Annotated in this window: 11 protein-coding genes; 3 read left to right on the top strand and 8 right to left on the bottom strand. The window is 72.4% G+C overall.

Going from position 1 to position 11,789, the window contains the following annotated elements:
• Positions 1 to 90: 90 nt before the first annotated feature.
• On the bottom strand, positions 91 to 2,046 hold the full coding sequence (locus tag ABZ193_RS18110) for a phosphocholine-specific phospholipase C (RefSeq protein WP_354710706.1): 1,956 nt from the start codon (positions 2,044 to 2,046) through the stop codon (positions 91 to 93).
• A 118-nt stretch (positions 2,047 to 2,164) separates the two neighbouring features.
• On the opposite strand from ABZ193_RS18110, the gene ABZ193_RS18105 reads away from it, so the two are divergent.
• Complete coding sequence (locus ABZ193_RS18105) at positions 2,165 to 2,878, top strand: siderophore-interacting protein (protein WP_354710705.1); 714 nt, start codon at positions 2,165 to 2,167, stop codon at positions 2,876 to 2,878.
• Here ABZ193_RS18105 and ABZ193_RS18100 read toward each other — a convergent pair.
• Together ABZ193_RS18100 and ABZ193_RS18095 are read right to left on the bottom strand one after the other, a co-directional pair.
• A complete protein-coding gene (locus ABZ193_RS18100; RefSeq protein ID WP_354710704.1) occupies positions 2,823 to 3,734 on the bottom strand; it encodes an LLM class flavin-dependent oxidoreductase in 912 nt (303 codons plus the stop codon). The genes ABZ193_RS18105 and ABZ193_RS18100 overlap by 56 nt on opposite strands.
• Positions 3,731 to 5,131 carry an MFS transporter gene (locus tag ABZ193_RS18095; protein ID WP_354710702.1) on the bottom strand — a complete coding sequence of 467 codons (1,401 nt, stop codon included), beginning with the start codon at positions 5,129 to 5,131 and terminating at the stop codon, positions 3,731 to 3,733. Before ABZ193_RS18095 ends, ABZ193_RS18100 begins: the two co-directional genes overlap by 4 nt.
• 52 nt (positions 5,132 to 5,183) lie before the next feature.
• On the opposite strand from ABZ193_RS18095, the gene ABZ193_RS18090 reads away from it, so the two are divergent.
• Positions 5,184 to 5,651, top strand: coding sequence for a MarR family transcriptional regulator (locus ABZ193_RS18090; protein WP_354710701.1), 468 nt, complete (start codon positions 5,184 to 5,186; stop codon positions 5,649 to 5,651).
• Between the two features lie 903 nt (positions 5,652 to 6,554).
• On the opposite strand, the gene ABZ193_RS18085 is transcribed toward ABZ193_RS18090, so the two are convergent.
• From ABZ193_RS18085 to ABZ193_RS18065, 5 genes are all read right to left on the bottom strand, one after another.
• Positions 6,555 to 7,313: a TIM barrel protein gene (locus ABZ193_RS18085; RefSeq protein WP_354710700.1), complete on the bottom strand. Its 759-nt coding sequence runs from the start codon at positions 7,311 to 7,313 to the stop codon at positions 6,555 to 6,557.
• Between the two features lie 4 nt (positions 7,314 to 7,317).
• Positions 7,318 to 8,841: a long-chain fatty acid--CoA ligase gene (locus tag ABZ193_RS18080; RefSeq protein ID WP_354710699.1), complete on the bottom strand. Its 1,524-nt coding sequence runs from the start codon at positions 8,839 to 8,841 to the stop codon at positions 7,318 to 7,320.
• A gap of 160 nt (positions 8,842 to 9,001) precedes the next feature.
• Complete coding sequence (locus ABZ193_RS18075; RefSeq protein ID WP_237339746.1) at positions 9,002 to 9,547, bottom strand: GNAT family N-acetyltransferase; 546 nt, start codon at positions 9,545 to 9,547, stop codon at positions 9,002 to 9,004.
• Complete coding sequence (locus ABZ193_RS18070; protein ID WP_157358836.1) at positions 9,507 to 9,959, bottom strand: hypothetical protein; 453 nt, start codon at positions 9,957 to 9,959, stop codon at positions 9,507 to 9,509. The genes ABZ193_RS18075 and ABZ193_RS18070 overlap by 41 nt, the downstream gene beginning before the upstream one ends.
• A 103-nt stretch (positions 9,960 to 10,062) precedes the next feature.
• Positions 10,063 to 10,509 (bottom strand): MarR family transcriptional regulator, encoded by a 447-nt coding sequence (locus ABZ193_RS18065; protein ID WP_354710697.1) that lies wholly within the window; start codon positions 10,507 to 10,509, stop codon positions 10,063 to 10,065.
• A gap of 75 nt (positions 10,510 to 10,584) precedes the next feature.
• Between ABZ193_RS18065 and ABZ193_RS18060 the strand changes: the two genes are divergently transcribed.
• Positions 10,585 to 11,676: an epoxide hydrolase family protein gene (locus ABZ193_RS18060; protein WP_354710696.1), complete on the top strand. Its 1,092-nt coding sequence runs from the start codon at positions 10,585 to 10,587 to the stop codon at positions 11,674 to 11,676.
• Positions 11,677 to 11,789 lie beyond the last annotated feature (113 nt).

Genomic DNA, 11,789 nt, shown 5'->3' with positions numbered 1-11,789 from the left:
TGGTGCCTGCCGCGGAACGGGACGCCGAGTCCCGGGAGCTGCTGCCGACCCGCCCGCCCGGCGGCCGCTGACCCGGCCGGCTGCCGTGGGTCAGGCGCCGAGAGCCGGGTCCGTCCGGCTCAGCCGCCCGGTCTCCACGTGCCCGGCCAGCTGCCGGGTCAGGCCCGGGGCGCTCACGGTCACGTCGTACCACCCGTCGGTCGTCCGGACCAGGTGGGTGACCGCCGCGCCGGGGCGGAGGCGGTAGTCCACCCGCCGGTGGCCGTAGCCGCTCGTCACCGTCACCCCCAGCGTCGTGCGGCCCGGGTTCGTCACCACCAGTTGCAGGTCCCCGCCGACCGGCCGCGCGGTCACCTCGGCCCCGCTGCCGGCGAACCGCCGGTAGAAGCCGTTCGGGCCGTGCACGACGACCTCCGACGACGCCGGCCACTCGTCGCTCAGCCGCTGGCCGGCGCCGACCGTGTAGCCGCGCGGGCCCGCCGCCGACGTCACGTGGAAGTGCGCGCCCACCGGGCCGCGGCTGGCGAACGTCAGCCGCAGCACGCCGTCGCGCACCTGGCCGTCCACCGTCAGGTCGTAGGGCAGCGGCAGGGCCGGGCGCTGACCGCGTTCCTGCCGCGGCAGCGCCGGATCGGCCGGGGGAGCGGGCACGTAGTCCGGGTGCCGCTCGCGGTCGGGCGGGTAGTAGCCGTCCGTTCCGGGCAGGCCCGGCACCGCGGCGTCCGTGCGGGAGAAGTCGAACGCCGCGGTCAGGTCACCGCAGATCGCCCGGCGCCACGGCGAGATGTTCGGCTCGTGCACCCCGAACCGCCGCTCCAGGAACCGCACGATCGAGGTGTGGTCGAACACCTGCGAGCACACCCGGCCGCCCTTGCTCCACGGCGACACCACCAGCATCGGCACCCGCTGGCCCAGCCCGTACGGCTGACCGTCCAGCAGCTCGCCGGAAACGTCCACAGTGGACCGGTCCGGGTACGGCGGCACCACGTGGTCGAAGAACCCGTCGTTCTCGTCGTAGGTGATGAACAGCGCCGTCCGGCTCCACACCTCCGGGTTTGCGGTGAGCGCGTCGAGGACCCGCGCGATGTACCAGGCGCCGTAGTTCGCAGGCCAGTTCGGGTGTTCGGTGAACGCCTCCGGGGCGACGATCCAGGACACCGCGGGAAGCCGGCCCGCCTTCACGTCGGCGGTGAGGATGTCGAAGAACCCCTCGCCCTTCGCGGCGTTCGTGCCGGTGCGCGCCTTCTCGTACAACGGGTCGCCCGGCTTGGCGTTGCGGTAGTTGTCGAAGTACAGCAACGAGTTGTCGCCGTAGTTGCCGCGGTAGGCGTCGCTGATCCAGCCCCAGCTGTGCTCGGCGTCGAGGCCGTCGCCGATGTCCTGGTAGATCTTCCACGACACGCCGGCCGCTTCGAGCCGTTCCGGGTAGGTCGTCCAGCTGTAGCCGAGTTCGTCGTTGTCGATGACCGGGCCGCCGCCGGTGCCGTCGTTGCCGGTGTAGCCGCTCCACATGTAGTACCGGTTCGGGTCGGTGGGCCCGATCAGCGAGCAGTGGTAGGCGTCGCAGATCGTGAACGCGTCGGCGAGGGCGTAGTGGAACGGGATGTCCTCGCGCGTCAGGTAAGCCATTGTGGTCGCGGTCTTCGCCGGGATCCAGCGGTCGTAGCGACCCTGGTTCCACGCGGCGTGGCCGCCTTCCCAGCTGTGGTCGAGGTCCTCCAGGAACTGCAGCCCGAGGTCGCGCGCCTCCGGCCGGAACGGGAGCACCTCGCGCGTGCCGTCGGACTGGTGCCACACGGACTTGCCACTGGGCAGGGCCACCGGGCGCGGGTCGCCGAAGCCGCGCACTCCGCGCAGCGAGCCGAAGTAGTGGTCGAACGAACGGTTCTCCTGCATCAGGACGACGACGTGCTCGATGTCGCGCAGGGTGCCGGTGCGGTGGCCGGCGGGGATGGCGGCGGCGCGGGCGATGCTCGGGGCGAGCGCGGACAGGGCGGCGGAACCGCCCGCCAGCTGCAGGAACCCGCGACGGTTCAGGGCTGTCATGGCGGTCAGCCTGATCCCGCCGCGGATACGGGAGGCGTCGCGGCGGCGACCGGATGGCGAACACTTGACTGCCCGAGCGTGAGAAGGTAAGCCTACCCTTACTACTGGGAGGTGGGCTTTGAGCCGGTTCGAGAAGATCGTCCTGAAAACGCTGCGGGCGCCGACGTATCCGCTCCGGGTGTGCGCGGCCGAGGACGTCGCCGCCCACTACCGACGGATCCGGTTCGCGGGGCCCGAACTGCTTGCCGCGGAGGAAACGCCGCCCGCGTTCTGGATCCGGTTGTGGATCCCCGCGGACGGCGAGGAGTACCAGCGGGCGTACACGGTGACCGACGTCCGCCGCGACGACGGCACCTTCGCGTGCGAGTTCGCGCTGCACGAGGGCGAGGGAGTGGCGTCGGAATGGGCGCGGCGCGCGGAACCGGGCCAGACCCTGCGCGCCACGGTGTACGGCAGCAAGCGCTTCGCAGTGCCCGCGCCCGCCCCGGAGGGGTACCTGCTGGTGGGCGACCCGTGCTCGCTCCCGGCGATCAACGACATCCTGCGCGCGCTGCCGGAACCGGTGCCTGCGAAGGTGTTCCTGCTCGAGGACCACGACCGGCTGCCGGTGGCGGGCGGAGACGTCCGGTGGTGCGGATCGCCGGAAGAGGTGCTGGCCGCCGTGCGGGAACTCGGTCCGCTGCCGGGCTGGCACGCCTGGGTGGCGACGGAAAGCGCGTTGACGCGCCAGGTGCGCGGGCTGGCGCAGGACGCCCTCGGGGTGCGCAAGCAGGACGTCACGTCGCAGGGCTACTGGACGCGGGGCCGGGCGATGGGCCGCGCCCGGCGCTGAGCCGGCGCGCGGCGGCGACCAGTTCGCGCACCGCCGGGGCGATCTCGGTCGCGAAGAGCTGCAGCGGGCCCGGGGAGCCGGCAGGCAGCAGGAACCCGCTCACCCCGTGGGTGAGGGCCAGCTCGGCGAGCCGCTCGGGCCAGCCGCGCGGTGAGCCGAGCGCGGGCGGGGACAGGTTGTAGAGACGGCGGATCGCGGCCGGGTCGCGTCCCGCGTCCGCCGCGGCCGCGTCGACGGCGGCGTTGGCGGCGGGGAGATCGGCGGGCGGGATGCGGGTCATGCTCGGCAGCCAGCCGTCGGCGAGGGCGCCGGTCAGGCGCAGCATCCGCGGCCCGAGCGCGCCGACCCAGATCCCCGGGCGGCACGGCGGGGGAGCGGGTTCGGCGCCGTCCAGGCCGTAGTGCTTGCCCGGCAGGTGGACCGGGCCGCCGGGTGTCCACAGTGCACGGATCACCGCGATCGCCTCGCCGAGCGCGGCGACCGCTTCCGCGGGCGCGCGCCACGGCCCGCCCTCGGCCGCGATCGCGTCCCAGTACGCCCCGGCGCCCAGCGCCAGGTCGACCCGGCCGCCGCTGAGCGCGCCCAGGCTCGCGACGGCGCGGGCCAGCATCGCGGGCGGGCGCAGCGGCAGGTTGGCGACGTTGGGGAACACGCGCACCCGCTCGGTCCGCGCGGCGATCACCGACAGCGTCGTCAACGCCTCGGTGAACTCGGGCCGGTACGGGTGGTCCGGCACGCTCACCAGGTCCAGCCCCGCGCGGTCGGCGACCCGCGCGAGGTCCAGCGCCAGTTCCGGCCGCCCGGTGGCCGGGGTGAGGACCGCGCCGAAGAGCAGGTCGTGCCCGTAGTCGGTCATCGAGCCGCCACCGGGCGCGGCGCGGGCGCGGGCACGAGCCGCCCCGGGCCGGCGAGCGCGACCAGCGCCGCCACGCCCATCGCGATCGCGGACAGCACGAACGCCGTGGTGTAGCCGGATTCCACCGGGAACCGGGTGCCCGCGACGACCTCGGCGGTGACGATGGTCGACGCGATCTGCGCGCCGAAGGTGCCGCCGATGGTGCGCATGATCGTGTTGATGCCGGTCGCCTCCCCGGTCTGCCGCGGGTCGACCGCGCCGACGACGAGGTTGGCCAGCGAGGCGAAGGCGAACCCGACGCCGATGCCGAGGATGCCGTTGCCGAGGTAGATCGGCCACGGCTCGCCGTGCGCGACGGCGAACAGCACGAACCCGGCCGCGCCGATCACGCACGCCAGCACCAGCGGGAGCTTGAAGCCGGCCTTCGCGCCGATGCGCCCGGCGAGCGGGCTGGCGAACAACATGGTCACGGCCATCGGGATGATGAACAGCCCGGCCTCGGTGACCGACGCGCCGAAACCGTACCCGGCCTGCGGCGGCGTCTCGACGAGCAGCGGCACCAGCGTGAACGCGCCGTACATGCCGAAGCCGATGATCAGTGCGGTGATGTTGGACGTCAGCACCGCGGGGCGGCCGAGCAGCCCGACGTCGATCAGCGGCTGGGTGAGGCGTTTTTCGACCAGTGCGAACACGACCAGCAGGACCACGGCGGCCGCGAACAGCCCGATGATCGCCGCGGAGCCCCAGCCCCACACCCGGCCCTCGCTGATCGCCAGCAGCAGCGCGACCAGTCCGCCGGTGAGCAGCAGCGCGCCCGCCCAGTCGACGCGGCCCGGCGAGCGCACCGGCGACTCGCGCACGAACGCGGCGACGGCGGCGATGCCGGCCACGATCACCGCGAACATCAGCCAGAAAATCCACTCCCAGCTCAGCGCGTCCACGATCAGGCCGGGGATCACGAGCCCGACGCCGAACCCGATGCCGAAGGTCGAGCTGATCCAGCCGATGGCGACCGGCACCCGTTCGCGGGGGAACTCGTCGCGCACGATGCCGAAGGCCAGCGGGAAGGTCGCGGCGCCGACGCCCTGGATCGCGCGGGCCGCGATCAGCACGCCGATCGACGGGGCGAGCGCGGCGAGCAGCGTGCCCACGGCGGACACCGCGAGGCAGGCGAGCAGCATGCGGCGCTTGCCGAACATGTCGCCGAGGCGGCCGAGCAGCCCGGTGGCGACCGACGCGGTGAGCAGGAAGGCGCTGAGCACCCAGGAGACGGTGGTGGTGGAGGTGCCGAACTCGGCCTGCAGCGTCGGCAGGGCGGGCACCGGCATGGTCTGCAGCAACGAGAACGACAGCACCGCGATCAGCAGCGCGGCGAAAGGTGCGGAAGTTCGTGTCATGACGTAATGATTACACGACGACATGATTACGTCCAGAAGGTAGGATCGGCGCATGGACGACCGCGAGACGCGCCCGCCGACCCTGCTCGCCCTGCCCTCGTACCTGGCGGGCCACGTCGCGCGGATCGGCCACCGCGGGCTGGTCGCCGCACTGGCCGAGCACGACCTGCGGCTGCCGCACTTCGCCGTGCTGACGGGTTTGTCGGACTTCGGGCCGCTGGCGCAGCACGCGCTCGCCGACCGGCTCGGGCTCAACCGCAGCCACCTCGTCGGGTACCTGGACCTGCTGGAACAACGCGGCTTCGTCCGCCGCGAACGCGATCCCGCCGACCGGCGCCGCCAGCGAGCCGCACTGACCGAGCCCGGCTCGGAGCTGGTGCGCCACCTGCAGGAGGTGGCGCACCGCTCACAGGAGGAGTCGCTGGGCGTGCTGTCCGCAGAGGAGCGCCGGACGCTGGTGGAGCTGATGCGACGGGTCGTCGTGGCCGACGATGCCGCGTCGAAGGAAGTGACCGCCTAGCGGCGGGACGGCCGGCCGAAGTTGTCCGCTGTGGGCTTGCGGGGCCACTCGCGCGGACCGGCAAGGCAGTCCTCAGTGCCGGGACGACCAGTCGAAACTGCTCACGTTGGACCCGGTGGCAGATATTCCAGCTCTACCCAGCCGTCGCACCCGGTGACGGCAGGCGATCCAGTCACGCGGTCAGCCCTGGGCCGGTGGCTGCCACGCACGCCCCAGGTAGGCGGTCCTGCGGGCAGTGTTCAACGGCGTGTTAGCCCAGCCGAAGCCGTCCACAGTGGACCCACTCGGCACGTATCTCAGGCTCGCCCGCCGTCGTGTCCGGTGGCGGTTCGGTGCTCCCGCCTCGCGGTCACCCCGAGCCGGCGGCCGTGCGCACCGCCCGGACGGCCGGTCCGGCAGGCAGCGCTCAGCGCCGGGAAAGCCAGCCGAAGGCATCCACAGTGGACCTTATCGGCACGTATCTCAGGTCCACCCAGCCGTCGTACCCGGTGGCGGTTCGGTGCTCCTGCCTCGCGGTCACCCCGAGCCGGCGGCCGTGCGCACCGCCCGGACGGCCGGTCCGGCAGGCAGCGCTCAGTGCCGGGACGACCAGCCGAAGCCGTCCAGTGGACCTTCTCGGCACGTATCTCAGGTCCACCCAGCCGTCGTACCCGGTGGCGGTTCGGTGCTCCTGCCTCCCGGTCACCCCGAGCCGGCGGCCGTGCGCTGCACCCGGACGGCTGGTCCCGCAGGCAGCGCTCAGTGCCGGGACGACCAGCCGAAGCCGTCCAGTGGACCTTCTCGGCACGTATCTCAGGTCCACCCAGCCGTTGTACCCGGTGGCGGTCCGGTGCTCCTGCCTCCCGGTCACCGCGAGCCGGCGGCCGTGCGCACCACCCTGGCGGCCCGTCCGGCAGGCAGCGCTCAGCGCCGGGACAACCAGCCGAAACTGTCCACAGTAGACCCCCTCGGCACGTACTCCAGCCCCACCCAGCCGTCGTACCCCGTCGCGGCCAGGCGGTCCAGCCACGCGGTCACCCCGAGCGTCCCGGTGCCCGGCTCGTGCCGTCCCGGCGCGTCGGCCACCTGCACGTGCCCGGTGCGCGCCAGCAGCGGCGGCGTGAGCAGCGCGTCCAGGTCATCGCCGTTGCTGCCCAGGTGGTAGACGTCCGTCAGCAGCGCGATGTTGCCCGCCCCGACCTCGTCCGCGAGCGCCAGCGCGTCGCCGGCGCGCAGCAGCGGGTAGTCCGGCGCGCCGCTGAGCGGTTCCAGCAGCACCGTGCCCGGCAGCCGGTCGGCGGCGAAGGCGAGGTTGTCCAGCAGCACGTCCCGCGAAGCGCCGGTCCGGTTGCCCGGCAGCACGTTGAACCGCGAGCACCCCAGCCGCTCCGCGATGCCGGCCGCGACGTCCACCCCGTCGCGGAACTCCGCCGTCCGCGCGGCGAACCCGGCCAGCCCCCGTTCGCCCGCGGCGAGATCGCCGTGCGGCACGTTCAGCGACACCAGCTCCACCCCGGCGTCGGCGATCGACGCGACGAACCGCTCGACCTCGCTGTCCCCGGGCACCCCGTCGAACGGCCACCACGACTCCACACCCGCGAACCCGGCCTCCGCCGCCGCGGCCGGGCGGCGCTCCGGCACCAGCTCGGTGAACAAGATCGAGGTGTTGACGTCGTACCGCATGACGTCATCCTCGCAGACGCGCCCGCAACTCCAGCTTCGCGATCTTGCCGGTCGCGCCCTTCGGCAGCTCGTCCACGATCCGCACCCGCCGCGGGTACTTGTACGCGGCGATGCGCTCCTTGGCCCACGCCACGATCTCGTCCGGCTCGGCGCTCGCGCCCGGCTTGAGCGAGACCACCGCGACGACCTCCTCGCCGAGCCGCTCGTCCGGCTCGCCGATCACCGCCGCCTCGCCGACCGCCGGGTGCCGGTACAGCAGCTCCTCCACCTCGCGCGGGTAGACGTTGAACCCGCCCCGGATGATCAGGTCCTTCTTGCGGTCCACGATGAACACGAACCCGTCGGAGTCGACGTAGCCGAGGTCGCCGGTGTGGAACCAGCCGCCGCGGAACGCCTCCGCGGTCTCCTGCGGCCGCTTGTAGTAGCCCTTCGTGATGTTGTGCCCGCGCAGCACGATCTCGCCCACCTGCCCGGACGGCAGCGGGTGGTCCTGGTCGTCGACGATCCGCAGTTCCACACCCCAGATCGGCTTGCCGATCGAGAGGATCTTGCGGCTGTCCGCGCCCGGGTTGACCGTCGTGGTCGACGCCGACTCGGACAGCCCGTAGCCCTCCAGCACCGGGATGCCGTACTTCTCCTCGAAGCGGCGCAGCACCTCCTCCGGGATCGCCGCCCCGCCGGAGCTGCCGATCCGCAGGCTGCTGGTGTCGTAGCCGGTGGTGTCGGCGTAGGCCAGCGCGTGGTACATCGTGGGGACCCCGGCCATGATCGTGACCCGGTCCCGCTGGATCGCCTCCAGCACCGCGGGCACCTCGAAGCGCGGCACCACCGAGATCGTCCGCCCGTGGCGGGCCGAGGCGTTGAGGATGCTCGACAGGCCGTAGACGTGGAAGAACGGCAGCACGGCCAGCGCGACGTCCTCGGGTTCCGCGCCGAAGCGCTCGCTGCCCAGCGTGCACGTCATGTAGAGCTGGAAGTGGGACAGCTCGGCGCCCTTGGGGCGGCCGGTGGTGCCGCTGGTGTAGAGCAGCACGGCCGTGTCGTCCGCCGCGCCAGGGAAGATGTCGCCGTCGTCGGCGGGCTCCAGCAGCACCCGGAAGGACAGCGTCCCCTCCGGCCAGGCGCCGGCATCGAGGTCGCCGACGACCACCGCGCGGACGTCCGGGACCTCCTTGAGCGCCGTGGTGACCTCGGGCGCGCCCGCGGCGTGGGAGATGATCATGCGCGCGTCGGAGTCGTCCAGGTGGTAGGCGATCTCGGCGGACTTGAGCAGCGGGTTCAGCGGGACCATCGTCAGGCCCGCCTTGAGGATGCCGAAGTAGGCGATCACGAACTCGGGCACGTTGGCGAGCTGCACCGCGACCTTGTCCCCGGGGCGCAGGCCCGCCTCGCGCAGGGCGACGGCGACCCGGCCGGAGCGCTCGTCGACCTCGGCGTAGGTCATCGCGCCTGACGGGAAGCGCAGGAAGTCCTTGCCCGGCGCGGCCGTCACGGACTCCCGCAGCATGATCGCCAGGTTGAAGCTCATCGGCTGCCCACCTTCCGAACGTCGTTCTGTCCGGCGTGCCCGGATTTCCCCCAGGTGTGCCGGATGGCCTGCGGATCGGCTGTCAGACCCGGCAGAATCCCGTTCGGTTTTGCGGCGACGTCGACCCGTCAGCCAGTGAACCGCGCGGCCGGTGCGGTGGTCAAGCCCCCGGCGCGTCGTCGAGGTCGCCGGGGCGGATGCGGTAGACCTGCAGGCGCAGGTCGTAGTACTTCGTGGTCTCGCCGACCCACTGCATGCCGAGCCGCTTGGCCGTCGCGATCGCCCGAACGTTGTTCGGTCGCGCGACGGCGAACAGCTCGTCGGTGTCCTGGGTGAAGGCCCACCGGATCAGGGCCTGGCTGCCCTCGGTGGCGTAGCCCTGCCCCCACGCGTCGGGGTGCAGCTGCCAGCTGAGTTCGAGGTCCTCCTCGTAGGGCGGCAGCAGGCGGATGGCCAGACCGCCGATGACCTGGCCGTCCTCCCGGCGTTCCATGGCCCAGCGGCCGCGCGGCGGCGGCAGGTTCGGCTGGGCCTCGTGCCAGGCGTGCAGCACCGCGCGCATCGCGGCGACATCGCCGACCCGGTCCATCACGGGGGTCAGCCAGTGCGTGACCTCTTCCGAGCCGTAGATCGCGAAGGCGGCGTCGGCGTCGTCGGCCGTCCAGTCACGGATGACCAGCCGGTCGGTGATCAGGGGCGACTCCATGTGTAAACGCTACGTGAAGTGCGGCCGGTACGGCAGCCGCGAGCGGCAGATGCGCCCAGAGGGCGGTACGGTCCCCGTCGCCGCTGCGGCCCCACATGGCCGCGCAGGTGGTCAGGACGTGCAGGCCGGTGCCGAAGCCGCTGTCCGCGGAGGGCAGCTCGATGCCGGGCGCGGACAGCGAGATCCGCAGCCAGCCGGACTCGGTGCCCTCGCGCACGAGCCGGATGGTGGCGGGCAGGCAGCTCTGCTCGTAGGCAGCGCTGGCCAGCGCGTCGATGACGAGCAGCGCGTCGGTGACCGTCTCCACCGTGCAGCCGTCGAGGAAGGTCGCGGCCGACTCCCGCAGGGTCCGGATGTCCGTGGGGTGGTTCAGCACCCGTTGCAGGGCGTTGTCGATCCAGAAGTCGGTCACGCGGGCTCCCTCCGCTGTCTGCTCAACGGTCGAGTGAGGCTACCCGGGCGAGCGTTGCTGAAACCGCGCGTGTTGTGACCGCGGTCTCAGTTCGTCAGCGAGGTTACGCGTCCTGGGTGTGGTGGCGCAGCAGCCGGGACAGCAGGCCGGTCAGCTGCTCCCGTTCCGGGCCGCTCAGCGGGGCGAGCAGGTCGTCCTGGATGCGCGCGATCTGCTTGTCGAGGCGCTTGAGCTGCTTGCGGCCGGCCGGGGTGATCGTGATGACGTTACGCCTGCGGTCGGCCGGGTCCGGTTCGCGGCTGACCAGGTCGCGGTCGGCCAGTTCGTTGATGGTCGCCACCAGGTCGGAGAGGTGGATCGCGCTGCGGCGGCCGAGCGTGGCCTGGCTCGACGGCCCGGACTCCTCGAGCGCGGCGAGCAGGCGGTAGTGGTAGCCGCGGGCGCCGGCCTCGGACATGCCCTCGGTGACGAGCCGGTGCGCGTGGTGCGCGGTCTGGGTGAGCAGCCAGCTGGGCAGGTTCCGCAGGCGTTCGGGGGCGCTGGTGTCCATGATCGGAGTGTAACCGAAACGTTCGCCCGGCAAATCATTTGACGAACTAACGTTTGTCCGTCTAACGTTTCCGGCATGACTGAGAAGCCCTTCCGCATCGACATCCCGCAGTCCGCTCTCGACGACCTCGCCGCCCGCCTGGAGCGCGTCCGCTGGCCCGACGAGCTGCCCGGCGCGGGCTGGGACTACGGCATCCCGCTCGCCCGTGTCCGCGAGCTGGCCGATCACTGGCGCGACGGCTACGACTGGCGCGCCCAGGAGGCCCTGTTGAATTCGTTCCCGCAGTTCACCGACGAGATCGACGGGCAGACCGTGCACTACCTGCACGTGCGGTCACCGCGGGCGGACGCTCTGCCGCTGGTCGTGACGCACGGCTGGCCCGGTTCGGTCGTCGAGTTCCTGGACGTGATCGGGCCCCTGTCGCGCGACTTCCACCTGGTGATCCCGTCGATCCCGGGTTTCGGCTTCTCCGGGCCGACGGCCGAGCGGGGCTGGGACGTGGCCCGGGTGGCGAGGGCATGGGCCGAGCTGATGCGCCGGCTGGGGTACGAGCGGTACGGCGCGCAGGGCGGCGATTTCGGCTCGGGGATCTCGCAGCAGCTCGCCGTCGCCGCGCCGGACCAGGTGGTGGGTGTGCACCTGAACTACCTGCCGACGCTGCCGCCGCCCGGTGGGATCGCCGGATTGTCCGAAGAGGATCAGCGGAGGCTCGACCACACGAAGGCGTACGCCGCGAACCGGCCCGGCTACCAGATCCTGCACATGACCACGCCGCAGACGATCGCCTACGCCCTGACCGATTCGCCGGTCGGGCAGCTGGCGTGGATCGCCGAGCGGTTCGCGAAGTGGACCGACCCGAAGTCGCGCATTCCGGACGACCGGCTGCTGACGGACGTGATGCTGTACTGGCTGACCGGGACCGCGGGATCGGCCGCGCGCCTGGCGAAGGAGAGCATGTACGCCGCACAGGCGGGCCGCCCGTGCCCGGCACCGGTCGGGGTGGCGGTCTTCGCGCACGACATCACCCTGTCGGTGCGCGCGGTCGCCGAACAGCGCCTCGACATCCGCCACTGGAGCGAGTTCGAAAGAGGCGGCCACTTCGCGGCGATGGAGGTGCCTGATCTGTTCGTCGAGGATGTGCGCAAGTTCTTCAGCACGCTGACCTGAGGCGCGGGATCGCCGCCACCCTGCGGCGGTGCCGCGCACCAAAACCACCGGCGCCGTCGCCGGGGCCGAGCCGCCGCGGTTGCCGAAACCTGCGCCGCCAAGGCGACGAGGCA

The organism is Amycolatopsis sp. NPDC006125 (assembly GCF_040614195.1).
Lineage (GTDB): Bacteria > Actinomycetota > Actinomycetes > Mycobacteriales > Pseudonocardiaceae > Amycolatopsis_E > Amycolatopsis_E tucumanensis.
Note: the sequence above shows the minus strand (reverse complement) of the source record. Positions and strands in the feature narration are given on the sequence as shown.